The 24581-nt window shown below is 43.2% G+C and carries 20 protein-coding genes and 1 pseudogene; 3 read left to right on the top strand and 18 right to left on the bottom strand.

Annotated elements, in window-relative coordinates; genetic code table 11:
• Positions 1-96: 96 nt before the first annotated feature.
• Both HMPREF9188_RS01140 and HMPREF9188_RS01130 read right to left on the bottom strand, forming a co-directional pair.
• Positions 97-2742 carry an alpha-mannosidase gene (locus HMPREF9188_RS01140; protein ID WP_009729610.1) on the bottom strand — a complete coding sequence of 882 codons (2646 nt, stop codon included), beginning with the start codon at positions 2740-2742 and terminating at the stop codon, positions 97-99.
• 289 nt (positions 2743-3031) lie between these two features.
• Positions 3032-4312 (bottom strand): glycoside hydrolase family 125 protein, encoded by a 1281-nt coding sequence (locus tag HMPREF9188_RS01130; RefSeq protein WP_009729609.1) that lies wholly within the window; start codon positions 4310-4312, stop codon positions 3032-3034.
• Between the two features lie 170 nt (positions 4313-4482).
• On the opposite strand from HMPREF9188_RS01130, the pseudogene HMPREF9188_RS01125 reads away from it, so the two are divergent.
• A pseudogene (locus HMPREF9188_RS01125) lies at positions 4483-6570 on the top strand (GH92 family glycosyl hydrolase).
• A 36-nt stretch (positions 6571-6606) separates the two neighbouring features.
• Here HMPREF9188_RS01125 and HMPREF9188_RS01120 read toward each other — a convergent pair.
• From HMPREF9188_RS01120 to HMPREF9188_RS01075, 10 genes are all read right to left on the bottom strand, one after another.
• Positions 6607-8286: an alpha-L-fucosidase gene (locus tag HMPREF9188_RS01120; protein ID WP_009729606.1), complete on the bottom strand. Its 1680-nt coding sequence runs from the start codon at positions 8284-8286 to the stop codon at positions 6607-6609.
• Positions 8287-8820: 534 nt separating this feature from the next.
• Entirely contained in the window at positions 8821-10326 is a 1506-nt protein-coding gene (locus HMPREF9188_RS01115; protein WP_009729605.1) for a zinc ABC transporter substrate-binding protein AdcA, read from the bottom strand.
• 9 nt (positions 10327-10335) lie between these two features.
• On the bottom strand, positions 10336-11142 hold the full coding sequence (locus tag HMPREF9188_RS01110) for a metal ABC transporter permease (RefSeq protein WP_000950023.1): 807 nt from the start codon (positions 11140-11142) through the stop codon (positions 10336-10338).
• A complete protein-coding gene (locus tag HMPREF9188_RS01105; protein WP_009729604.1) occupies positions 11135-11839 on the bottom strand; it encodes a metal ABC transporter ATP-binding protein in 705 nt (234 codons plus the stop codon). Before HMPREF9188_RS01105 ends, HMPREF9188_RS01110 begins: the two co-directional genes overlap by 8 nt.
• Positions 11839-12279 carry a zinc-dependent transcriptional regulator AdcR gene (adcR, locus tag HMPREF9188_RS01100; RefSeq protein WP_001249325.1) on the bottom strand — a complete coding sequence of 147 codons (441 nt, stop codon included), beginning with the start codon at positions 12277-12279 and terminating at the stop codon, positions 11839-11841. Before adcR ends, HMPREF9188_RS01105 begins: the two co-directional genes overlap by 1 nt.
• 141 nt (positions 12280-12420) lie before the next feature.
• The gene (dltD, locus tag HMPREF9188_RS01095; RefSeq protein ID WP_009729603.1) at positions 12421-13689 is read right to left on the bottom strand and encodes a D-alanyl-lipoteichoic acid biosynthesis protein DltD; all 1269 of its coding nucleotides are present in this window, start codon (positions 13687-13689) and stop codon (positions 12421-12423) included.
• Positions 13682-13921 carry a D-alanine--poly(phosphoribitol) ligase subunit DltC gene (dltC, locus tag HMPREF9188_RS01090; protein ID WP_000351973.1) on the bottom strand — a complete coding sequence of 80 codons (240 nt, stop codon included), beginning with the start codon at positions 13919-13921 and terminating at the stop codon, positions 13682-13684. The genes dltD and dltC overlap by 8 nt, the downstream gene beginning before the upstream one ends.
• A gap of 13 nt (positions 13922-13934) precedes the next feature.
• Positions 13935-15179 (bottom strand): D-alanyl-lipoteichoic acid biosynthesis protein DltB, encoded by a 1245-nt coding sequence (dltB, locus tag HMPREF9188_RS01085; RefSeq protein ID WP_009729602.1) that lies wholly within the window; start codon positions 15177-15179, stop codon positions 13935-13937.
• Positions 15176-16726 (bottom strand): D-alanine--poly(phosphoribitol) ligase subunit DltA, encoded by a 1551-nt coding sequence (gene dltA / locus HMPREF9188_RS01080; RefSeq protein WP_009729601.1) that lies wholly within the window; start codon positions 16724-16726, stop codon positions 15176-15178. Before dltA ends, dltB begins: the two co-directional genes overlap by 4 nt.
• Positions 16727-16746: 20 nt before the next feature.
• A complete protein-coding gene (locus HMPREF9188_RS01075) occupies positions 16747-16878 on the bottom strand; it encodes a teichoic acid D-Ala incorporation-associated protein DltX (RefSeq protein ID WP_007518064.1) in 132 nt (43 codons plus the stop codon).
• A 286-nt stretch (positions 16879-17164) separates the two neighbouring features.
• Here HMPREF9188_RS01075 and hslO point away from each other — a divergent pair, with 286 nt between their 5' ends.
• The gene (gene hslO, locus HMPREF9188_RS01070; RefSeq protein ID WP_009729600.1) at positions 17165-18037 is read left to right on the top strand and encodes an Hsp33 family molecular chaperone HslO; all 873 of its coding nucleotides are present in this window, start codon (positions 17165-17167) and stop codon (positions 18035-18037) included.
• Entirely contained in the window at positions 18024-19004 is a 981-nt protein-coding gene (gene dusB / locus HMPREF9188_RS01065) for a tRNA dihydrouridine synthase DusB (RefSeq protein ID WP_009729599.1), read from the top strand. The genes hslO and dusB overlap by 14 nt, the downstream gene beginning before the upstream one ends.
• A 55-nt stretch (positions 19005-19059) precedes the next feature.
• Here dusB and HMPREF9188_RS01060 read toward each other — a convergent pair whose 3' ends face one another.
• The 6 genes from HMPREF9188_RS01060 to HMPREF9188_RS01035 form a co-directional block, all read right to left on the bottom strand.
• On the bottom strand, positions 19060-19746 hold the full coding sequence (locus HMPREF9188_RS01060; RefSeq protein WP_009729598.1) for a DUF1275 family protein: 687 nt from the start codon (positions 19744-19746) through the stop codon (positions 19060-19062).
• 126 nt (positions 19747-19872) lie between these two features.
• Positions 19873-20556 carry a hypothetical protein gene (locus HMPREF9188_RS01055; RefSeq protein ID WP_009729597.1) on the bottom strand — a complete coding sequence of 228 codons (684 nt, stop codon included), beginning with the start codon at positions 20554-20556 and terminating at the stop codon, positions 19873-19875.
• A 272-nt stretch (positions 20557-20828) separates the two neighbouring features.
• Positions 20829-21602: an NUDIX domain-containing protein gene (locus HMPREF9188_RS01050; protein ID WP_009729596.1), complete on the bottom strand. Its 774-nt coding sequence runs from the start codon at positions 21600-21602 to the stop codon at positions 20829-20831.
• A gap of 1 nt (position 21603) precedes the next feature.
• On the bottom strand, positions 21604-22383 hold the full coding sequence (gene pnuC, locus HMPREF9188_RS01045) for a nicotinamide riboside transporter PnuC (protein ID WP_009729595.1): 780 nt from the start codon (positions 22381-22383) through the stop codon (positions 21604-21606).
• 9 nt (positions 22384-22392) lie between these two features.
• Positions 22393-23451, bottom strand: coding sequence for an AAA family ATPase (locus tag HMPREF9188_RS01040; RefSeq protein WP_009729594.1), 1059 nt, complete (start codon positions 23449-23451; stop codon positions 22393-22395).
• A 332-nt stretch (positions 23452-23783) separates the two neighbouring features.
• Positions 23784-24581 (bottom strand): LPXTG cell wall anchor domain-containing protein (locus tag HMPREF9188_RS01035; RefSeq protein ID WP_009729593.1); only part of this gene is annotated, 798 nt, incomplete at its 5' end.

The raw sequence follows: 24581 nt of genomic DNA, 5'->3' as shown, positions 1-24581 counted from the left end.
TTCTTCCCATAAAAAGGGGCGAATCAGTAGTTAGTCCTTACTCTTTCGCCCCTCCTTTCTATCTCATAGTATTAATTATCAAACATTTCAAAACTGTTAAATGTCTTCTTTTTTGATCAATTCTGTGCGAATTTCTTGTGGCGCTAATAGTCCTGAATGAACGGGATATGGCCGCTCAAGCAAGTCCAAAATGGTTTGTTGGTGTTCTGATATACGCACATTTTCTTGACTCATGTTGTAGTAACGAAGTACATATCCTTCTTCATTTTCAGCTACCTTAAAGGCTGTTGGGCAGACTTGTGGCAAGCTGAGTGCTGCATGACTCAATAGGCTACCAGTCGCTGCCACACTTCCTTCTTGTTTAGCGACCTGAAGACTAGTGAATGGTGTTTGGAAGGCTTTGGCACGACGGAAAGCGGAGAAGCGCTCTTGAGCTTGGTGGCATTCGAGGGCAAACTCGACTTCAAACTCACGCAAGCACTGAGCTTCTGGTGTTGGGAAGTAACCCCAGTCACCTAACTCACCTGAGGCACGAAGAATGGTCACTGCAATAGTGTCATCTCCAAGGATTTCATACTCGTGCAATCCTTTATTGGCCACCGTCACCCCTTTTTCATCATCATAAAGGCTGACAAAGGCTTGTTGGTGTTGTGGATTTTCAGGGTTTTCCCAAGAAGCAGCTGGTTTGTTTGGTCTTGTCACCACCTCATAGATGCTTTCAGAGTCATTGCTTGGACGAGTGTTATGAGTCTTAACCAAGAGACGGATACGGTGGTCCTTGGCTGTGTTAGTAAAGCGAGTCTTAAAGCGGATTTGTGGATTGTCAACAAAGACGGTCATCTCTGTTTCAAGAAGAATGCTTGTCAATTCATCTGAGCGTCCAGCTTCACGCGTCATAAACTCGATGATACCTCTTTGTTCCTCATCCAGTTTTTCGTCTGCACTTACTGGAACTGTCAATTCATGCTTGAGCAAGATCTTGGCAAAACGAGCTGTATTTTCCAAAACCTCATAGCCTTTCAGCTCAGCGTAGATAGGTTCTGTTCCTTTTGGTTGGAAGTAGATATACTCATTGCCGATGTCACCACGGTCTTCAAAGCGAACAACATCCTCATACGCTTCATGAGTTGTCTTGTCGTAGACTGTGATGTTCTCATCCACACTGACCGTTACAAACGGCGTATCAATCACTCCATTTTGGTAAATACCGTCACGGTGTTCTTGTTCTCCTTCGAGCAATTGGAAGGTTGTCCAAGAAAGTGGTGCCAGATGAACCGGCACTGTCACGCGCACTTGTCGAGCGATACGAGCCTGACGGAACTTGTCTTTTGGCAAATCATACTCAAAGTTAGCTCCCAGATCTTCGATTTTCGCTTCTACAGCATGTCCTTCCAAGTCTTCGACACGGTAGTTTGGCAAGGTCAAGGCTGCCATTTTCTTGTAGCCTTCTGTTGGGTGCAATTCTTTGAAATCACAAACCACCACATCAATCACTGTGCTGACAGTGTCAACCTTGTCATGCAAGCCTGTGTTGATGACCGTAAAGAGATGGTCGCTTTGGGCTTCGTGGGTTGCAATTTTTCCCTTCCACTCGTTGAGAAGGTTGGTCTTAACAAAGTTTCCAACTTGGTTGACCTTGGCAAAACGTGTTTCCATCTCACGGTGAACTTCGTCAATACTACAGCCACAGATACTGTCATGTGGCGCATTTTGTAGAAGAACTTTCCAAGCATAGGTCAACTGGTCCTTGTGGTTATGTCCGCCAGTGATGACCGTCAATGGTTCCACTACTTGTTCTAGCAGGTTGCTATTTTCTTGGAAGGCTTGTTTGAGATAAATACGGGATGAAGAAGTGTTGGCAAGTGTGTACCAGCCATCTGTTTCCTGACTTGTCAACTCACCCGTAACGGTAGATAGTTGCTCTGGTAGAGCACTTTCTACTGCATGAACATAGTCATCAAAGGAACTATGCACAAAGGTCACATCTGGGAAGAGTTCATTGGCCACACGAATGGCTTCACTCAGATTTCGCTGTACAGGCTGGTGGTCACATCCGTTCATCATCAACCACTGGTTGGTCGAAGCGTAGTCACGCACGTCTGCCAATTTTTGTTTCCAAAAGGCCAGAGCTTCATCCTTATCAACAGGGATTTCATTCCCATTACTGTACCAGTTGGCAAAGAGGATACCGAGGACACGACTTCCGTCTGCACCCTGCCAGTACATTTCTGAAAACTGGGAAGTAAACTGCTCATCTTCGAGGACTTGGTTGTCAAAGCCAATCGGCTTGACACCACGGCCAAAGGCTGCCACGTGAATGCCTGATTTTTGAAGGATTTGAGGCGCTTGCCCCATATTTCCAAAGGTATCTGGGAAGTAACCAATCTGGGTTGATTTGCCCCATTTTGCACATTCTGCTTGACCAATCAAGGTATTGCGGACATTGGCTTCACTTGAAATCAAGTAATCATCCTGCAAGATGTAAAAAGGACCAATTTTGAGTTTGCCTTGGTCAATGTAACCTTGGACTTTGTCGCGATTTTCAGGGCGAATTTCCAAGTAGTCATCAAGGACAATTGTTTGGCCGTCCAAGTGGAAGCTCTTGAACTCAGGATCATTTTCAAAAAGATCAAAAAGATTGTCAAATAACTCCACCAACTGCATACGGTGGCTTTCAAAAGGCAAGTACCACTCACGGTCCCAGTGACTATGTGAGATAATATGTACGACAACATTTTCCATGAAGTAAAACCTCATTCTAAATTTAAATTTTAACGTTTTAAATGTAAATTTGTGATTCTGACACGAATCGGTGAAACTAAAGCGAGCCCCTTTTATACTCAATGAAAATCAAAGAGCAAACTAGGAAGCTAGCCGCAGGCTGCTCAAAGCACTGCTTTGAGGTTGTAGATAGAACTGACGAAGTCAGCTCAAAACACTGTTTTGAAGTTGTGGATGGAACTGACGAAGTCAGTAACCATACCTACGACAAGGCGAAGCTGACGTGGTTTGAAGAGATTTTCGAAGAGTATTAGCGGATATCCAGGTAATCCAAGACTAACTCACAGAACATCATGTTGGCCCATGAGAACCATTCGCGAGAGTAGAGCGTTGGATCATCTACGTGGAAGCTTTCATGCATGACACCTGTGCCACCATCGCAGGCAACGAGCTGATCGAGCAAGAATTTCTTCTCCGCCTTATCTCTTGTTGTCAAGCCTTGGATAGAAAGGGCGATTGGCCAGATATAGCGATAGAAGGTATGAGAACTTCCGAGACCGCTAGCGTATTCTCCTTGGTAGAAGTAGGGATTTTCAGGGCTCAGAATGGTGCGACGAGTTGCTTGGTAAATCTCATCATCAATCGCACAGTAACCAAGATATGGAGCAGCCAGTAGACTTGGTACGTTTGGATCATCCATGATGCTAGCATTTCCTAGACCATCCACTTCAAAGGCGTAAATCTTTTCGCCCTTGCTATTGGTGGTGTAGGCATAGTTTTCGATCCCTTCTTGGATCTCTGCTTGCAGACGTTTAGCATCTGCGATGATGTTTTGGCTATCAGCTAGGTCTAGTTCGACAAAGATTTCTTGCACATAACCCAAGACAACGACGACAAACATATTGGATGGAATCAAGTAGCTATACTGACAACAATCATCACTCGGACGAAAAGCTGACCAGGTCATTCCTGTCACGGCAAAGTCAGGTCCAAAGCCATCATTTACCAGAGTGTCTTCCTTACGGTCCGTATCACGAACAAAACGATAAGGAGAGTTGTTGTGGTCTTGTTCCACCGTCCACAGATGGAGAATTTCCTTAGTCGCTGCGACAAAAGTATCATCAAACTGACTGGTCTCGCCAGTCTCTTTCCAGAGGAGATAGGCCAGCTGCAAAGGATAGCAAAGCGAATCCACCTCGTACTTGCGTTCCCAAATCCAACCATTAAGGTCTGTATGGTCAGTCTCGTGGTGGCCCTTCCAATTCTCTTCAATGTTAAAGGAATTGGCATACGGATCTTTGAATACTAAGGTCATTTGACGCTTGACCAAACCTGCAATGGTCTGACGCAGGAGGGCATCTCTTTTAGCCACATGAAGGTAGGGTCTGAGTTGGGCTGTTGAATCCCGAAGCCACATGGCAGGAATATCCCCTGTGAGTACAAAAGTTGAACCATCTTCTAGAATCTCGACCGTGTTGTCCAAGGTGTCGGTGTAGCAACGCTCAAAGACATCCACCCACTCCGGATGGTCCTTGGCACGCTCTGCTACTTCGTCTAGCCATTCTCTAACAATTTCTTTCGAATAAATCATAGTATTTTTTCCTCTTTCAAACAAGTTTCATGTTCAGTATATAGTTTTTATGCTAGAAAATATATACACAAATGATAGTCATTTTTCTACAAAATTGCTTACTTTCGAACCCCATATCTAAAGGTCTCATTTTTCTGATATAATGTAGAAAAACAGCTAAAGGAAAGACTATGAAACCACTACTTGAGACCATCGATACCCGCTTTGGGACTGCTAGCAAGCATGCCTTTTCTCGAGGAAATACCCTGCCCTACACGGGCGTTCCTTTTGGGATGAATTATTTTGTTCCCCAGACCAGCGACCAGGATGGAGCTTGGTTTTTCGATCCGCATTTGCCTATCTTTCAGGGGATTCGGTTGACCCACCAGCCCAGCCCTTGGATTGGAGACTACTCTTGGCTCCTCCTAACACCTGTCACAGGTCAACTAAATGGAGACAGTCTCTTTCACCGTCAGTCTTCTTATGATATCGAAAAAGCCTCTTTCCAACCTCATTATCTGAGAATTTTCTCCCTGCGCTATCAGATTGAAATCCAGCTCACACCGACTTGCTACGGTGCTTCAATTCGCCTAGAGCAAAAGCAAGGCAAAGCCCTCTCCCTCTATCTTCACGCAGCAGATGAACTGACCGTAGAGCAAGTAGATAAGAGGAATCTTGCCCTAAGACAAGACGGAAAAACAGAGACCAATAAAAGTCCTCTGATACTCTTTACTGCTCTACAAATGAATACGGATATTCTTGCTGTCAGCCAAGAAGGTGGAGACTGGCGAATTGACTTAGCAAACAGCCATGCCGAGATTCAGCTAGCGACTTCCTTTATTTCTCCTTCTCAAGCGTTGCTTAATCTACCTCAAAAGGACTTTGATGGCTGTAAAGCAAATGCCCAAGCAGACTGGGAAAACCTCCTCCACCGTTTTGATATTATAGAGACAGGGGAGGCTGACCGAACCTTCTTTGACCACTGCCTCTACAGACTCTTCCTCTTCCCACAGACATTTTATGAGGTGAACGATTCAGGGCAGGCCATCCACATGGATTTGTCTACTGGCACTGTCAAGCCCGGTGTCCTCTTTAGCAACAATGGTTTCTGGGATACCTTCCGCACCACCTTCCCCCTCTTTGCTCTTATCATACCGGAACACTATCACCGCTTTTTAGAAGGTTTCCTCAATAGCTACCGCGATACTAGTTTTCTGCCTAAATGGCTGGCTCCAGATGAACGTGGCATGATGCCAGGGACTCTATTGGACGGTATTATCGCAGATAGTGCCTGCAAGGAAATGGCTCCTGACTTGGAAGAAGAACTCCTCCAAGCCATGTTGGAGACAGCCACTAAGTCCGACCCTCTCGGCATCAATGGTCGTCACGGTTTGGCACAATACCAAGAACTGGCCTACCTCTCTACCGACCACCACGAAAGCGTCAGCCACACCCTAGACTACGCCTATAGTGACTTTTGTATCGCCAGCTGTGCCGAAAAGCTTGGTCAAAATGACATCGCGGAAACTTATAGAACTTCGTCACAAAATTACCGCCATCTATTTGACAATGCGACGGGCTACATGCGAGCACGAGACAGTCAAGGAAACTTCCGTCCCGACTTCTCTCCATACAGTTGAGGGCGAGACTACGCTGAATGCTCTGCCATTCAAGCGACTTTAGGCATTCTACACGACATCCCTGGCTTAATCCAACTGATGGGTGGAAAAGAAACCTTTAGCCACTACCTTTTGAAAGCCTGTCAGGATGCTCCTCTCTTTGAAACGACTGGCTATGGTTATGAGATTCACGAGATGAGCGAGATGGCTACTGCTCCCTTTGGACAAGTCGCCATTTCCAACCAACCTAGTTTCCACATCCCTTATCTCTTCCGCTACAGTGACTACCCTGACTACACTGCTCTTCTCATCAAGTCGATACGTCAGAAAGCCTTTCACCCAAGTTGGCAAGCCTATCCTGGCGATGAGGACAACGGTAGTCTCTCTGCTTGGTACATCTGGTCGGCTCTTGGATTCTACCCGACCTGTCCAGACAAACCCAGCTACGACCTCGGAATCCCTCTCTTTGACCATCTGCGTGTCTACCTAGCTAAGGAAAATAAATGGTTAGATATCCATGCCGAGCAAAACTACAGCCATTTTAACTTTGTCAAAGAGTGTCGATTGGACAAGACCTCTGTATCTAGCATCCAACACCAAGACCTCTTAAAAGCTGAACAACTGACCTTCACCCTCAGCTGGCTACCAAATCACTCATAACCAAAAAAACCTTTGCATAGCGCAAAGGTTCTTCTTTTATGAAACTTGGACCTGAAGCTGGTCAACAAGCTGCCCATCTATCGTCAGATTCAGATAAAAGTCCAAGCTTTTATCTCCTGCAAAATACAAGGTTGGGAGCGTCAATCTTTTTTCAGTCTCGCCAACTTGAAACTCAATAACTTGAATCTCATCCTGATAAGCGACACCATGCACACCCGTCCCTGGTTGAATCGAAATCTTAGCTTCTAAAGGACTGCTAGATTCTCTGCGTTTCACTGTAAAGTGGATATTTTCTCCCTTGGTCACAGCGAGACTTTTTTCTGAAAACTCCAGTTGCTGAACAGCTTCTTTTTTTGACAAGCTAGGTGTTTTATAAAGTGAAATCTTAGTTAATACTGGCAAATCCTGTGCCTCTGTGATGATTACACGCACCTTCTGAGCCTCTACCATGGATCCGCGCAAAAGGCGTTTATAGCCTACTGTAAATCCTGTTCCAAACTCCTGCCAGACACCCTCCAACTCTACCTGAACATGGAAAGCAGCGATGCGTTGTCCTAGCTTCAAATCTTCCCTCAGCTCGATTACATCAAAAGTTTTAGGTGACTCTAAATCGAGCTCTAACTGAATTGGCAGTTCTGCATCACTTGCCCATGAACTGGTCTTCCGTCCATCTGTCAGATGATAACAGGCAAAGTCTGGTGATAAATCAGGGCCAGATACCTTGGCTCCCAAAGCCAAATCTTCTTTGTAGAGCTCATCACAGTAAGCTCTAAATTCATACAGTCTCTGGATATCCTTTTCGTCAAAGAGGCCATCTTTATTAGGCGGAATATTGAGCAAGAGAGGGGTTCCCCGCCCCACTGAGTGAAAGTAGATTTCGACCAATTCCTCAAGAGACTTGGGATCCTGATCCTCATGGTAAAACCAACCCGGCCGAAGGGAAACATCTGCCTCACCGATTGAAAACAACGTACCCGAGGGGTCTCCGTGCTGTAGATAATCTAATTCCGTCTCTGTTCCTAACTGGTCTGGTTTGACTTTTTGCCACAAGGGATCCCCTGCATAACCTCGTTCATTTCCAATCCAGCGAATACTAGTTCCCTCAGTTGAGAAAATCAAACAATCGCCCTGCAAGTCACGAATGATTTCAAACCAGGTCTTAAACTCATAGTTGACTTTCTGGGCCCCTTCGCCTCGAGCACCATCCATCCACACCTCAGAGAACTTACCGGCATTCCCATAGGCAGGGTTTGACAAAATTTCCTTCAATTGAGCCAGATAATAGGCATTGTAGTCCGCTTCTCGGTCTACGTGATAGAGGGGACTGTGAGCATCCCAAGGAGACAAATACACTCCCATGTCCATGTCAAACTCAGTCGCAGCTTGGGAAACCTCAAGGAGCAAGTCCCCCTTTCCATCCCTCCAAGGGCTAGCCTTGACCGAATAATCTGTATGTGCTGTCGGGTAGAGGACAAAACCATCGTGGTGCTTGACCACCAAAATCAGCTTTTTAAAACCTGTTTCTTTGAGTACCCGAACCCATTCACGCGCATCTAACTTGGTCGGGTTAAAACGCACAGGATCCTCTTGCCCACTTCCCCATTCTTGGTCATAAAAGGTATTGGGGCCAAAATGGATAAAGGCAGCTAGTTCATCCTCTAAATAATCCAGCTGGGTCTGACTTGGTAATGGTCCATGTGGTTTTATGTTCGTCATCATCTCATATCTCTTTCTCTTGTTCACAAAGTTATCCACAACTTGTGGATAAGAAAACATACCTAAAAACTAGTCTTTTCAGACTCCAGCTTTTAGACTTGGAAGCTTTCACCCTAAACAGACCTTTATCAAATAGCTTTATACTAGGGTTTCTACTAGCTTTCTAGAAAGTCACTAATATACGGAACTATTATCAGGATACTTCAACACCATGAGTTGTATGTCATTTTCTCCTAGACTTATCCACAGACTGTGAATAAACTATTATTCCAGACTGCTCTCTCCTTGACTATAACAAAAAGCGATAGTAGCGTCAATATGACTAAGATTTCTTCCTAAATCCCCTGAAAAGATTCTATAATTTGTACAATCGTAGCTTTTGTATTTGCCAGCTAGTTAGAATCAGCCAAAGTCTACTAAGCAAAAAATGACTGCTTTATCACATTGTGAACAGCACAGCTATGTACTATAATACCTAACAACCTAATCATTTCCAGCAAAAAATCCCGCAGATTTGCGGGATCTTCTCTTGCATCAATGCGCCAACATTTCTTGGGCGATTTCTTGTCCAGATAGGTTATCTGGGTAGTAGGTTGGCCAGTTATCCATCTCTTCAAAGAGGGCTTCTTGGCTGGTACCTCCAAAGAAGATATGGAAATGTTCTGCCTTAACTGGGGCAATATTGTGATCACTAAACTGAACGTACTTGAACTGTCCAGCGTCCGCATCTGTCGCTTCAAAGAGGAAGCGCACACCACGATTGCCTTTCTTATAAGTCAAAATTTTCTTGCCGACATACTTGTAGGTGAATTTCTTGCTTTGGCCACCTTGAACAAACTCCATGGTATTATCCGTAATGTTGATCTTAGTCACATCTGTCTGATAGCCTTTTCTATAGTAGGCCTTGTACTCATCCTTGGTCATCTTGCCAGTCAACTTAGCCTTGTAGTCAAAGACTTGATCAAAAGTTCCATCCTCAAGGAAAGGATAGACAGACTGCCAGTTACCAGTATAGTCACTCAAGGTGCGGTCTTTGACATCTGCATCCTCAAAGTAACCATTGTGAACTGTCTTGGTGTTTTCTTCCTTTTCTGGCTCGATTTCCGGTCCTTCTTGATCTGTTGTCTGCTTGAGAGCCTTGAGGTTTTTCTCCATCACGGAGATATAGTCCTCACCAGCCTTGGTTGCTTCTTCTGTCAGACTTTCTAGCGGATTGAGCACATCTAGTTTGATGCCCGTTTCTTTTGAGAGGGTATTGGCGAGGGCTTGTGAGGCATTTTCCTCAAAGTAGATATAAGAAATCTTGTTTTTCTTGATATACTCTGTCAATTCTGCCAAACGTGCTGCCGATGGCTCTGCATCTGGTGAGAGACCTGAGATGGATACTTGCTTGAGACCGTAGTCCAAGGCAAGGTAGTTAAAGGCAGCGTGCTGGGTCACAAAGCTCTTTTGTTTGGCTTGAGACAAGCCATCTGTGTATGCCTTGTCCAAGGCTTGTAACTTCTCAATATAGGCAGCAGCATTCTTCTCAAAAGTCTCTTTTTTATCAGGATAATCTGCTGACAAGCTGTCACGGATATGCTCTACCAGTTTGATAGCACGTGCTGGTGAAAGCCAAACGTGGGGATCGTAGTCGTGATGGTGACCCTCACCGCCATGATCATGCCCTTCCTCTTCTTCCTCACCACCTGGCAAGAGGAGCATATCACCTGTCGCCTTGATAGTTTTCACTTTTTTCTTATCCAAGGATTCTAGCAATTTTGGAACCCAAGTTTCCATATTTTCATTTTCATAGACGAAGGTATCTGCGTCTTGGATTTTAGCAACTGCCTTGGCAGATGGTTCATATTCATGGGGTTCTGTACCAGCACCGATTAGGAGTTCTACATTAGCAGTATCTCCTGCGACTTGCTTGGTAAATTCGTAGACAGGGTAAAAGGTTGTCACGATATTTAGCTTCCCATTTGCCTGTTTTTGATTGGAACAAGCCACTAAAAACAGGGCACATAGACTAGCTAGTAGTAAGCTCAGTTTTTTCATTTCATTCTCCTATTTGATAAAACGTTTCAGTAGACTGACTAATAAAAAGACAGCTACAAAGATAATGGTAATACTAGCGCTGGCAGGGGTTTCCGCATAGTAGGAAATATAAAGTCCTGCCACCATTCCCAAAAAGCCAATAGCACTGGCTAGCAACATAACAGATTTGAAGTTTTTCCCCAGACGAAGGGCAATACTAGCTGGCAAGACCATAATGGTCGATACCAGAAGAGCTCCTGCTGCTGGAATCATAAGGGCAATCGCCACCCCTGTCACCATGTTAAAGAGGATAGACATGGTACGAACTGGCAAGCCATCCACAAAGGCCGTGTCCTCATCAAAAGTCAGGATATACATTGGTCGCAAGAATAAGAAAGTCAAGAGTAAAACGACCGCAGCAATGGCAAAGAGGAAAATCACCTGCTCCTGGCTAATGGTCACAATCGAACCAAAGAGATATTGGTCCAAACTCATGGAACTCGAACTTTTCCCCTTACTCATCACGATAAGGGAGACTGCAAGCCCTGTAGACATGAGGATGGCAGTTCCTATTTCCATAAAGTTCTTATAGACTGTCCGGAGATACTCTAGAAAGACCGCAGCGATCAAGACGATAGCAATGGTTGAAATAGTTGGAGAAATCCCCAAAACCAGACCAAAGGCTACCCCTGATAGAGAAACGTGACTGAGTGTATCACTCATGAGACTCTGACGACGCAAGATAAGGAAGGTTCCAAGAACTGGAGAAAAGAGACTCATGGCAATGACCGCCAAGAAGGCACGCTGCATGAAGTCATAAGATAACAAACTAAGCATATTCCACCTCCTGGTCGCTTTCGTGAACGTTGAAACAACGCCATGGCGAGTCTTGGTTACGGACTAGATGAATATTGCGATCCGCATAGTCCTTAACCTCCTCAGGATCATGGGTAATCATCAAAACGGCCTTGCCATGATGGTGGGCACTGTGGTGCATGAGTTCGTAAAATTCATTTTTGCTTCCAGCATCCATCCCTGTCGTCGGCTCATCCAGGACAAAGATATCCGGGTCAGAAGCAAACATCCGCGCAATCACTGCTCGTTGCTTTTGCCCTCCAGAGAGGGAGCCAATTCGTTTATCACGGTGTTCCCACATACCAACTGAGTCTAGACTGGCCTTGATATGCTCCTCATCATGGGCGTTCAAGCGACGGAACCAACCCTTTCGCGGATAGCGACCCGACTTGACAAATTCATAAACTGTACTTGGAAATCCTGCATTAAAACTAGCAATTTGCTGCGGGAGATAAGCTATCCTAAGTTTTTTCCCATGAGTATTTGTCTTTGAGATGGTTACCTTGCCAAATCTTGGCTGCAAGATGCCTAGACTTGCCTTAATCAGCGTCGTCTTGGCAGCTCCATTTTCACCAGTCAGGGTGACAAACTCCCCACTATCAACACTATAGTTGATATGCTCGAGGACAGGTTCCTTGTCATAATAGAAAGACAAGTCCTCTACTGTAATATACCGCATTATTTGATTTCTCCTACTAAAGCAGTTAAAAACCGCTGGATGACTTCTTGTTCATTTGGAGTAAACTGATTTGCTACTTGTTCATAGGCTGAGAGCGTGTGTTCATGATGATGGTGGTGTTCTGCCGCTACTGGTCGAGCTAGCTCTGTCAGTTGATAAAAAATCACACGCGCATCCTTGGGATCTCTGGATGTCTCTAACATGCCCTCTTTGACCAAAGACTTGATAGCCTTGGTCACTGCTGCCTGACTGACATTGAGACGACGGGCTAGCTCCGAGTTGGTTAGGGACTCTTCCGACAAGAGCATGAGGATGTGTTCCTGAGTATTGGTCAAGGCTACGTCACTTGTGCAATGCCCAATCAGAATTTCATGCTGGTTCTCAGATCTCAGGATCACCTCGTTTAAAAAGTTATCGATTTCCTGTGCAAGCTGTCTCATGTGTTACTCCTTCCCTAGCTATCTTTTTCGTAAAAAAACTTGGATAGCCTCCGATTCTTTACTGGTTAATTATATCATAAACCAAAAAAGAGTCAAGGGAGAACATGAGAGCACATTTCACACTTGAACTCTTTTGATTTGTTATTGAAAATCTTTGATATTTCCATCATAGGTCGCCCAGTCCTTGCTAAAGAAGCGGTCATTCATCTTGTAGTCTGGAGCTGGCTTTGGATCCGTCAAGAAAGGATTGACAACCTTATCAAAAGCCAGCCAACCCAACCATCCTAGATGAATGGTATCCTTAACAAAATATGGATCCCCTCCATTTTTTGAAAAATCAGCAATATTGGTAAAACCCTGACTTTCTAATTGGTAACGAATTTTCTCCACTGCATGCTGGTACATCTCTTCGCTGAGCTCTGTGTACTCCATCCACTTCTTGTTAACCGGCTGAATGACAAAGAGCACATTGACATTCGACTTAGCAAATTGATTGAGGACCAGCTGCAAATCATTGTATTCAGAGGACTTGAGGAAGTTGTAATTTTTTTGATACCCTTCCCATTTTTTTAAATCCTTTTTAACCTCTCTCGTATAGAAATGATTTTCCATCCCCATATCGTTATTGGTCGTATTTGCTTCTGCGTCCTTACGAACAATTTTTTCTAACTCATCATAAGAAAATTGATCCGGAAGATCTTTTAAATAGTTCTCCACGTGTTCCTTGTACTTGAGTTTTCCTCGAATGGAGAATTGTCCAAAGAGAGCGGATTGCTTTTCATTGAATCGCGCAAAAATATCAATAGCAACCTGATCAACCTCTGATAATTCTTCACCCTTTGACAGTTTTTGAACAATGCCTTTTAATGCAACATTAGGATTCTGCTTTAACAATCGAATAGCCGCATGCTTTGCAGCAATATCACCAGATTGATTTTCCAAAAAAGCTGTCAATTGGTCACTGTTAAAAAATCTCTGAAACGCTGCGGGTTCATAATCTGTCTCCGTAAACCACTGAGGCGAAATCACAAATACCGCCTGCTTATTCTCTATTTCTGGCAAAATTTGCTGTAGACCAAAATATTGATTTAGAGAGGCTGCTCCTGCTTGACCTAGAAAGTAAGGACGATAGGGACGATGGTATTTTTCCGCTAAAACAGCTGGATGGACACTATCAAATCGAATCCATTCACTGGACCCTAGAAAAGGAATAAAACGCATATTTGGATCCGTAAGAGCCCTCACTTTTTGACTTCTCTCCTTAAAGCTCTCTGTACTAATAGAAGCCGCGGAGTATTTCTCCTCCGTCAGATTATGGCTTGTTGTACTTGGATAAAAAAAGATGAGTAGAAGAACCAAAAATCCAGCAATGAAGATAGGCCCAAAGATCAGCCACAAGCGTTTAAGCATTCTGCAACTCCGTAATACCTTCTACGATTTTATTAGCCGTATTCCAGTCATCACGACCGAACTCCGTCACTGGAACACGAATGTCAAAACGGTTTTCAATCTCAACAATCAATTCAACCGTTCCCATGCTATCCAAGACACCAGCATCAAAAAGATCTTCATCCATCATGTCAGAAACATCTTCCATAAACAACTCATCAATAATTTCAATAACTTCTGATTTGATATCCATTTTTCATATCCTTTTATTTTTTAAACCATAAATCATTCAAAAATCCAGAAAAGATTAAGAATGAAACCATCACGACATGGAAGGTGACAACCATGCCAAGCAACTGAATCCAGCGATTCTCAGGTAAGGAACCCTTTCCAGCTTTTTTCCGTTCTTTATTGAGCGCTTTTTTCTTACGAACCCATGCATCATTGATGACTAGCCCAATCCCATGGAAAAGTCCATAGGCGATGTAGTACCAGGTCACACCATGCCAAAATCCCATAATCAGCATATTGAGAATGTAGGCTACACTTGAAGTGACATTGCGATTTTTAAAGACCTTCTTTCTGGTCAACACCATGACCATCCGCATAAAGACAAAGTCACGGAACCAGAAAGACAGACTCATGTGCCAACGATTCCAAAACTCCTTTAAATCCCTTGACAAAAAAGGCTTGTTAAAGTTGATGGGACTATGAATCCCCATCAAATTGGAGATGGCTAAGGCAAACATAGAGTAGCCCGCAAAGTCAAAGAACAAGTCTAGACCAAAAGTATACATCACCGCCAGAGCATAATGATTAAAGAAACCGCCTGTCTGTAAGGCCAAATTTTTCAGCGGAGGCAGTAATATCTCTCCCAAAACATGGGCCAAGATAAACTTGTAAAGGAAGCCAAGCATGATATACTTGACAGCCTCTTCTAGCATGTTCATCAACTCATCCCGTTCAGGAATGGTCTCATAATTTTCATTGAAGCGTTTAAAACGATCAATGGGACCACTCGAGAAAGTCGGCATAAAGAGAAGAAAACGTAAGAATTGCCAAATCGTTAAATCCTTAATGACACCGTCTCTTAACTCAACGATAACCCCAACAGCACGAAAGGTTAAGTAAGAAATCCCTAAAAATCCAAACAAAGATTGAGGTCCATGAATAGCAGGAGATACTTTCACAAAGACGATAGGCAATAGAGATAAAAAGCTAACTAGGTAAAATATCCATTTACTATCCCGTTGTTTCCTATACCTTTTGTAAAAAGATACAAGAAGTACTTGCCAGATAACATAAAGGATAAGAGCGCTTATTTGATTCGTCTTTCCACCTACCAACATGGTGACGATAAAGAAGAGACTAACGAGCACCTCGTACAAGGCAAAACGTTTCTTGAAAAAAAGACCAATAAAGATAGGTAAAGTCGCAGCAATTACGTATAAAAAGTACTGAAGATCACCATAAGGTTCCAAATGAGGTAGCTGTTTATAAAGCTCCATCATCTACTGTTTACCTCATTGATCAAGCCCTTGATATCAATTTTACCATTAGGCGTTAGCGGCAAACTATCTCGATAGAGAAACTTAGACGGCATCATATAAGACATCATGATATCTGCTAGGTCTTCTTTGATAGCCTTGGTAATATCGATATCACGTTCAAACTGTTCACGAACGCCGTCCTTTAGGATGACATAGGCCAATAGATTTTGTACCTTGTGGTCCTTGTTATAACGTGGGACAGCAACAGCCGACTCGATATAGCGAGACTTGTTGAGGTTTTGAGAGACATCTTCAAGTTCAATGCGATAACCATTAAACTTAATCTGGAAATCCATGCGTCCACCATAGAGAAGCAAGCCCTCATCTGTCATGGTTCCTACATCCCCTGTGTGGTAGGCTGGAAGACCTTCGAATTCAAAGAAAGCTTCTGCCGTTTTTTCAGGATTATTCATATAGCCTTTTGAAACAGCTGGCCCAGAAACGATGATTTCTCCCTGTTCACCATTTGGAACTTTCTTACCTTCCTCATCAATGATAAAGGTTGGAGAATCAGCCTTGGTATAGCCTATTGGCAGGCGTTTGAGAGTCGCCAACATCTCATTAGTGACGGCAACTGCTGACAAAGCTACTGTCGCTTCTGTTGGACCGTAGGCATTGATAATACGAGCATCAGGGAATCGCTCGCGCAGTTTTTGAGCTGTTTTGACCGTCAATTCTTCACCATCAAAGTAGAAATGCGTGATTCCAGGCATTTTCTCGCTATTGAAGTCTTCTGACAACATGGCCATATCTGCAAAGGACGGTGTTGAGGTCCAGATAGCGATTGGCAAGGAAAAAATCGTCGCAAAGAGTTTTTTGAAATCCTGAGTAATGGCAGATGGAAGAGCGAAAAGCGTACCACCCAGTGCTAAGGTTGGCGCCCAGTACATGACAGATAGGTCAAAAGAATAAGGGGGCTGAGCCAGCATTTGTGGACGACTTGGCGTCGCAAATTCCTTATCTGTAATCATCCAGTTGGTAAAACTGAGGAGATTGTCATGGGAAATCTGCACCCCCTTAGGCTTACCAGTCGTACCAGAAGTAAAGATGATGTAGTAGTTGTCATCCCCCTTGACTGGATGCGTCATCTCGTAGCTGGAGGCTTGAGCAAAAGCTTCATGGACTTGCTCCAAATTCAGCATCGGTATGCTAGTTTGCTCTAATGGAAAATCTGAGATAGCAATAATCAAGCTTGGCTCTGCAACTTCTACGATAGCAGAAACTCGTTCCAAGGCCGAATGGCTGTCAATTGGAATGTAGGCATGACCCGACTTAGTCAGCGCTACAAAGGTAGCCAACATCTCATATTCCTGACCACCAAAAACGACGACTGGAGATTTCTCAGGCAAGTCAAGTCGATCGATAGCTGCAGCTAAACTATCTGAATCAGCCTTCAGATCACCATAAGTATACTCTTGACCTAAAACATTGTAGACAGGATATGTTGGCTGTGTTTGAGCAAAGTGCTCAATCGTTTCAATCATATCTTTTATCGGTTTATTAGACACTGTTCCTTTTCTCCTTTAAACTAGAACTCATTATAAATAAAGCCACCTTGTCCCTGCCCAAGGTAACTAAAAAAATAAAGCAGGCCAAGCAAGATTACAAAATATAGGGCCGTCCGGCCTAAAAATACATGTAGGTTTCGTTGTTTTTTCATAAGCTATCCATTAATATATCATTTCTATCAAATACAAATACGCACTATTAGTAACTTATCTTCCTAACATTTTACCACTTTATCAACCTTTTTTTCAACTGTTTACCATAACTTAAAAGTTCGTTTTAGGTTATTTTAAGATAAATTAAAATGTTAACAGTAAATGTGAACAAAAATTTCCATTTCTATAAATCTCCTATACCAGTCATCAGAAATTAAACAGTTTAAAGAATGACAGCAAACACACGACTCCCCCTTTGGGCATTTTTATGCTAAAATAGTAGCTATGGATAAAATTATTAAAACTATATCAAAAAGCGGAGCCTTTCGTGCTTTTGTCCTTGACAGCACAGAAACCGTCCGCACTGCTCAAGAAAAACATCAAACCCAAGCCAGTTCAACTGTCGCGCTTGGTCGCACCCTTATCGCTAGCCAAATTCTCGCAGCCAATGAAAAAGGAAATACCAAGCTAACGATTAAAGTTCTTGGAACCAGCTCTCTTGGTGCCATCATCACCGTCGCAGATACCAAGGGCAACGTCAAAGGCTACGTTCAAAATCTAGGTGTTGACATCAAAAAGACTGCAACTGGTGAAGTCCTTGTCGGACCTTTTGTCGGAAATGGTCAATTTCTCGTTATCACAGACTACGGTACTGGAAATCCCTACAACTCCATGACTCCTCTCATCTCTGGGGAAATCGGTGAAGACTTGGCCTATTATCTAACAGAAAGCCAACAAACTCCTTCAGCAGTCGGCCTCAATGTTCTTTTAGACAAAGACGACAAGGTCGAAGTTGCCGGTGGTTTTCTTCTCCAAGTATTGCCAGGGGCCAAGGAAGAAGAGATTGCCCGCTTTGAGAAACGCATCCAAGAAATGCCAGCTATCTCAACTCTTCTGGAAAGTGAAGACCATATCGAAGCCCTCCTCAAGGCCATCTATGGTGACGAATCTTACAAACGTCTATCTGAAGAAGAAATTCGTTTCCAATGTGACTGTAGCAAAGAACGCTTTATGGATGCTCTTGCCAGCCTTCCAGTCTCAGACTTAGAGGAAATGAAAGAGGAAGACCACGGGGCAGAAATCACTTGTCAATTCTGCCAAACAACCTATAACTTTGATGAAAACGACCTGGAGGAACTCATTCGTGACAAATCTTAATACACCTTTTATGATTGGCAATGTTGAGATTCCCAATCGTACCGTTTTAGCACCCATGGCTGGTGTCACCAACTCAGCCTTTCGTACCATCGCAAAAGAGCTCGGAGCTGGACTCGTTGTCATGGAAATGGTCTCTGACAAGGGAATCCAATACAACAATGAAAAAACTCTTCATATGCTTCATATCGATGAAGGCGAAAATCCTGTTTCTATCCAACTTTTTGGTAGCGATGAAGATAGCCTCGCACTCGCAGCAGAATTCATCCAAGAAAACACCAAGACTGATATCGTCGATATCAACATGGGCTGCCCAGTTAACAAAATCGTGAAGAACGAAGCTGGCGCTATGTGGCTCAAGGATCCAGACAAGATCTACTCTATTATCAACAAGGTCCAATCTGTCCTTGATATCCCCCTCACAGTTAAAATGCGTACTGGTTGGTCTGACCCATCCCTGGCCGTGGAAAATGCTCTCGCCGCCGAAGCTGCTGGTGTCTCTGCTCTCGCCATGCATGGCCGTACCCGCGAACAAATGTACACAGGCCACGCAGACCTCGAAACCTTGCACGATGTAGCCCAAGCACTGACTAAGATCCCATTTATCGCCAACGGTGACATCCGTACAGTTCAAGATGCTAAACAACGCATCGAAGAAGTTGGTGCTGACGCAGTTATGATTGGCCGAGCAGCCATGGGAAATCCCTACCTCTTCAATCAAATCAACCACTACTTTGAAACAGGAGAAATCCTTCCTGATTTGACCTTTGAGGATAAGATGAAAATCGCCTACGAACATTTGAAACGCTTGATTAACCTCAAAGGGGAAAACGTAGCCGTTCGTGAATTCCGCGGCCTCGCTCCTCACTACCTCCGGGGAACATCTGGCGCTGCCAAACTTCGTGGAGCCATTTCACAAGCTAGTACTCTTGCAGAAATTGAGGCCCTCTTGCAACTAGACAAAGCATAGTCTCACATCTACAACTCACAAAAACGGCAAGACTCATTTTTGAGCTTTGCCGTTTTTATATGTTTTCATCTTGTAAATCTAACTGCTTCACTCTAGCTATATAGTAGGACATAATCAAAAACAAATTGAGGCTGACAATCCATATAGACCATTCATGAAGAAAATGCATCAATACAGCCAAGCTGATTGCGCCCACTATAAAACTTCCCACAACAATCCCATAATTTAAGGCCTGACGACAGTATTCTTGGATATTTCCTTCTCTTCTAGCAATGCGATACAAAGCAGTCAACATCTTTCGGTAATTTCCAGACGTCATAAAAATGACATAGGGATGATCTTCAATCAAACTGCCCGTAAATGTTAGCATCATCATTCCTGTTCCAAAAGCGATGAAAGGAACTTCTAATAGAGGAAATCGTGAAAAGAAAGGTAGAATAAGAGTTCCAATAAATAAAGGAAGCAGCATCTTAACCCGCCAGTAGGCCGTTTTACGGTATTCTTTCATGTGCAATGCAAACAGAAATCCTAGAGAAAAGAAAATAATGGAGCAGAATCGTAGCATCGTATTGATAACATTTGAGTCGTGCCAATCAGATATCAGTAGGAGAATGTTCCCTGTCTGTGTCGCTACCAAACTATGGTATTGAATATGGCAAAACACATCCAAAGAACCACCTACAAATCCAAGAAATACTCCCATCAATCGTGTGTTTTGAGGTAAGATTAATTTATCCGCCATGTATTATCACTCGTTTTCCTTTGATTTTTTTATTATACCACTTTCTCTTGGAGAAACTAAGTGAAAAACAGTTGACTCACTCTTTTACAGAACGATTTCTAGTAAGAGTTAAAACATCAAATTTTATTATTGAATCAAGGCAACGCTTGAAACTTTACCATCCGCACCTGTTGTAATTTGGATGATTTTTCCTCCTCCGATTTTAGCATTATACTTGCCATCATCAAGAGTGTAAGAGTAGCCTCTAATAGAGTAGTTTTCTTTATTTCCTTCTGCAGTTTCTACTGTAAATTGACCCCCTGATGAAACCGTAATAGTTTCGCCATTCGCTCCCTTCCAGTTGCCTGCAGCTGATGAGAAATCACCATCGACCATGGTTAAAACACCCTTGTAGCGTTTGTTGTGTTCTGCTTGCTTGTCTTGAAGTTTGCGGTCAGTTGTTGGATCATAGCCTGACTGGTTAGACTGGGCTTGAGAGCCTTGCTGAGTTGAAGGTGCCTGAGATGGAGCTTGCTGACTAGGGGCTGCTTGTTCTTGTCTTGATTCAGGCGCTGGTTTCGCTTGTGACTGATCCGCCGCTGTAGAAGACTGACCAGAAGATGCCTGGGCCTTTTCAGATGAAGCTGAGCTTGAAGATTTTTGAGTCTTGCTTTCTTTGCTAGAAGAAGCTGCTTTAGAGCTTGATGATTGACTTGTCTTTGCAGAGCTACTAGTTTGAGTGGTTTCGTTTTTATTTCCACAAGCTGCTAGTAGCAAGGTAGAAGCCAACACAGTCGCTGCCATCAATTTGATATAGGTTTTCTTTTTCATTTTTTACTCCTTTGTAACGTTTTTGAAATATTAAGAAATCTTTTTGTAACATAATTGTAACATTAGACCTTGAATCTGTCAACTATTTAGAGAACCTATTTTAAAAATTGTTCCCTCCACTATTTCAATTCGTAATCGAAACGAAAAAATAGGAAATTTTTTAGATTAGAGTCCTATTTTTTGCATCGCTCTTGTGTAATTCTAAGAAAGATAGCCATTCATAAAAATGATGATAAATAAAGAGGTCGGAAACTTTGTCCCGGCCTTACTTTTTATTTCAATCGATAGGTTTTTCTTGGTTTCTTTTTAGGTACTCGTTTGAGCCCGACTTCTTCTACATATTCTCCGTATTTTACGAGAAAGTTATTGCTGACGATGGGCCGACCAGGATTGATGAGATTGACCAGCTCAGTTCCTTCGTAGACGGTGAACTCTTCCTCCAACAGATAGAGGAAGGTCGGGTTCCAGTCGAGACGGCCTTGGATTCGTTTGATAGATTCTTGGATAATGGCATAATGGTCAAAGGCGAAGGCTTGCTCCTCCAGCTCCACTCCCTCTAGGAAGCATTTACCTGTCTGGAAATCGACATCTACGAAAACGACATCCTTAGCATCGTCTCCTGCCTGAACGAGGTCTAATGCACGACTAGGTAGGTACACCAAGTGGGCAATGGTCACTGTCCAGCCCCGTGGATCACGCCCAGGGGTCGATACGGTCATCAATTGCTCGATTTTTTCCAAAGGTAGATCGAGATTGACTTCTTCACTCACCTCGCGCTGACAGGCATGTGCAGCATCTTCTCCCTTATCCATAAAGCCTCCAACCAGAGCCAAACAGTTTTGATAAGGGTGGGCCTTGCGACGAATTAGCAAGAGCTTGATCTTTCCTTCTACAAAGCAGTAGGCTACCATATCTACTGTCACACTTGGTTTTTCATATTGAGGGAGTTCCTGTCTGTAGTACCAGTCTAAAAACTCCTCCTGACTGGCATGGATTTCAAAATATTCTTTTTCCGTCATCCCGGCTGGAATCTTTATGTCTGCCATCTTATGCCTCCTTTCGAACTGCCTTGGTCCATTGGTACCAACCCACTAGACTATTGAGTGTGTATACCCAGTACATCCCCTGGATGTGGATATTTTCACCCCACCAGAGATAGATACTAAAGAGATTGGTTGCAATCCAGAAAATCCATTGCTCACGGTAGAGACGTGTCATCAGGAGCTGACCAACACCATTGGTCGCGTCGGTAACACTATCACGGAAAGGGCGAGCACTATGGATACTTTGGTAAGCCAAGCCCATACCAATCCAAATGATAGCAGTCAAGGCCAAGTACTTGAGCCAGTCAAGAACAGATAATTTCTTAGCTTCAAAGTGGGATTCTTCTGGTTTTCCTTGATCGTTGATACGATTGGACAACCAAGCATAGAGACCAATCGGCTGCATGACAAAGAAGTAAACGGTCGTCAAGACTTCGCCATAAAAAGTCGCATTCATAGCTAGGACCAAATAGATTGCAGAGTTAATGGCTCCAAAGAGATAATTGCTTGCACGACCTTCTGCTACCAAGATAACACAGACAATACCAGTCCAGGATGCAAACAAGCTCAGCCAGTCATGACTTTCCGTATTTTGCGTGAACTCTAAGATCAAGGGAACACTTGACAAGGCGATGAGATACAACCACTGGAAAAGGCTACGTCCGACAAAGAGATCTTTCCAGAGCAGGCGCATGATTCCTACAAAACCGATCTTGCGGGCTTCTGCATGGACATTTTTAAAGTTTTCGATAAATTGTGTGATTTTTTTAGTTACTGTTTTCATCATTTTATCCTAATCTGCTTGGTAAATAGTATCGATAGCCACTTTGGCTGCTTCATAATTTCCTAGGTAATCCTCAGCTAGATAAACTAGTGGAATGGTGGTTAAATATCGCTCTCTCATCTGATCCAAATGCTGGGAAAAACTGTAGCGAATGTGGTCTTCTGCCATGGTCATATCTCTAAACCCGTCATTGACATAGGAGCCGACAGGTTGCACAAAGAGAATCAAATCCCATTTTTCCTTGGCCAAGATTGAAACAAAGAGATTGTCAAATGTCTCCCCTGATAAGTCCCTTTGGTCCTCAGTCTCCATGTAATAGTCATAGTAGCCCTTGGTTACCAATGAATTGGTATCAGCTATCACTAGGCCTCGATTGGCATTGCTATCGATTAACTTGGAGGTCTGGTCATACTGCCCCAACAGAAGATAGTAATAATCCTTTGGAGTCAATTCATCGTCGCGAACGTTATTTTTAATCTGGTACTCACGCGCGTATTCCAGACTAACAGGCGCATCGTAATACCTTGCCAAATCCTTGGCCAGAGTGGTCTTCCCATTGCTGGCACTCCCCATAATCAACACTTTCTTTGTAAACTGACGACGGAAGGGCTGAGCGATGTATTTCCAATATTTGCTTGGATTTTCTCGAATCATAGTCGATGAGATACCAAACTTTCTTTCTTGCAAGACAGTGCCAAATCCACGTTTAGATAGCTCTTGCTGGTAGTCTGCTTCTCCTACAAAGAAGATCAGCTCTTGCTGGTTTTCATCGTAGGAAATCTCCGCTAACATCTGGTCCAACCACTCCTGCCAGCCCATAGGGTAACGGGGAAGGTTGGTCTCATCCAGCTTACAGACAGAGGTCAACTCATCGTCACGAAAAGCTTCTCGGATATAGCGAAATCGTTTTTGAAGAGTTAAGCCTATCTGCTCCCCTCGGTCTCCCTCATAGCCTGAAACGACTACCCAGACCTGATCACACTGGCGCTTCGCTCTCTGGATAAGGTCGATATGCCCTTGATGGAGAGGGGCAAAGGTTCCAAATATCACTGCTGTTTTCTTTTTCATAAACGTTTTACCTTTTTATAATTTTTAATATTTTTATTTTCTGTGTTTTTATTATATACTATATTTTTATTTTGTCAATATATTTTTATTATTTTTTATAAAAAGGTGGCAAAAAAGAGAAGGCCATCTTTATACTGCCCCTCAAAAGTTGAACATAAAAACTCTAACTTTTGTGGTTCACTAGCCTTCTCTTTTTATATCTTAGTTTCATCTCTATATGAAATGACTTATCATTATTAGATACCAATTATAAGTAAAATCTTTGGGATCTTCAATGGTTAACCAATCAAATGCTAAATATCGAAAGTGGATATTTTTAAAAAACTGAGTCATTATTTTCTTCTTTTCATCGTGATGAATGAAGTTCCAATCAAACCAAGGAGACCAATGATCTCAAGAACTAGATTAGACGCCACTCCTGTAGATGGCAATTTCTTCTCAGTTGCTGATGTAGGATTCCCTTTTGCCACTGTTTCATTTCCAGTAGCCAGTGGTTTATGATTAACTTCTTTATTCTGGAATTTTCCAGTTTGGCTCTCTCCTATCTGTGTTTGACTATCTTGGATAGACGGTTTAGTCTGCTTAGGTGTGGTGACATTTTGATTCTTAGAAAGTGTCTTAATCGCAAACAAACTGAAGTGGTTCGTTTTAAAAACAACTTGCCCATTTTCAACTTTAGAAGGAATACGCTCAAGGTCGCCATTTTCCTTTACGTGATAGACCTGAACATCCGAACCAGTCTGCCCAAGCGCGAGCCGAACAGTTCGTTCTCCATTGACATGAGTTTCCTTGCCTCCTTTAGAAAGAGATAAGTCAAACACACGAACTGTTCCTCCTCCTGTTTTACGAGCAATTTTATCAGCCAACTCTTTCGTCGTTACTTCCTTGAGATGTAACTTATCAGCATCTGTAGGTTTATCAAATACTACTGAAACTTTCGTCTTGCCATCTGCTGCTGTAAAGATTTTATGTGTCTTTGGTAGTGCCGGTGTGTGTGGTTTCTTACCCTCTGGTTGAGGGCTTGGTTGCATACCCGGTTTTGGAGCAGATGGCTTCTGATTTTCAGTACCGGGTTGTGCCGGCGTGTGTGGTTTCTTGCCTTCTGGTTGAGGACTTGGTTGCATACCTGG

The sequence above is a fragment of the Streptococcus sp. F0441 genome (assembly GCF_000314775.2).
GTDB lineage: Bacteria > Bacillota > Bacilli > Lactobacillales > Streptococcaceae > Streptococcus.
Note: the sequence above shows the minus strand (reverse complement) of the source record. Positions and strands in the feature narration are given on the sequence as shown.

Bases quoted from the DNA above. Each gene is read 5' to 3' on its own strand.
- HMPREF9188_RS01140 (WP_009729610.1), bottom strand. From the start codon at position 2,742: ATGGAAAATGTTGTCGTACATATTATCTCACATAGTCACTGGGACCGT.
- HMPREF9188_RS01130 (WP_009729609.1), bottom strand. From the start codon at position 4,312: ATGATTTATTCGAAAGAAATTGTTAGAGAATGGCTAGACGAAGTAGCA.
- HMPREF9188_RS01120 (WP_009729606.1), bottom strand. From the start codon at position 8,286: ATGACGAACATAAAACCACATGGACCATTACCAAGTCAGACCCAGCTG.
- HMPREF9188_RS01115 (WP_009729605.1), bottom strand. From the start codon at position 10,326: ATGAAAAAACTGAGCTTACTACTAGCTAGTCTATGTGCCCTGTTTTTA.
- HMPREF9188_RS01110 (WP_000950023.1), bottom strand. From the start codon at position 11,142: ATGCTTAGTTTGTTATCTTATGACTTCATGCAGCGTGCCTTCTTGGCG.
- HMPREF9188_RS01105 (WP_009729604.1), bottom strand. From the start codon at position 11,839: ATGCGGTATATTACAGTAGAGGACTTGTCTTTCTATTATGACAAGGAA.
- adcR (WP_001249325.1), bottom strand. From the start codon at position 12,279: ATGAGACAGCTTGCACAGGAAATCGATAACTTTTTAAACGAGGTGATC.
- dltD (WP_009729603.1), bottom strand. From the start codon at position 13,689: ATGCTTAAACGCTTGTGGCTGATCTTTGGGCCTATCTTCATTGCTGGA.
- dltC (WP_000351973.1), bottom strand. From the start codon at position 13,921: ATGGATATCAAATCAGAAGTTATTGAAATTATTGATGAGTTGTTTATG.
- dltB (WP_009729602.1), bottom strand. From the start codon at position 15,179: ATGATGGAGCTTTATAAACAGCTACCTCATTTGGAACCTTATGGTGAT.
- HMPREF9188_RS01075 (WP_007518064.1), bottom strand. From the start codon at position 16,878: ATGAAAAAACAACGAAACCTACATGTATTTTTAGGCCGGACGGCCCTA.
- hslO (WP_009729600.1), top strand. From the start codon at position 17,165: ATGGATAAAATTATTAAAACTATATCAAAAAGCGGAGCCTTTCGTGCT.
- HMPREF9188_RS01060 (WP_009729598.1), bottom strand. From the start codon at position 19,746: ATGGCGGATAAATTAATCTTACCTCAAAACACACGATTGATGGGAGTA.
- HMPREF9188_RS01055 (WP_009729597.1), bottom strand. From the start codon at position 20,556: ATGAAAAAGAAAACCTATATCAAATTGATGGCAGCGACTGTGTTGGCT.
- HMPREF9188_RS01050 (WP_009729596.1), bottom strand. From the start codon at position 21,602: ATGGCAGACATAAAGATTCCAGCCGGGATGACGGAAAAAGAATATTTT.
- pnuC (WP_009729595.1), bottom strand. From the start codon at position 22,383: ATGAAAACAGTAACTAAAAAAATCACACAATTTATCGAAAACTTTAAA.
- HMPREF9188_RS01040 (WP_009729594.1), bottom strand. From the start codon at position 23,451: ATGAAAAAGAAAACAGCAGTGATATTTGGAACCTTTGCCCCTCTCCAT.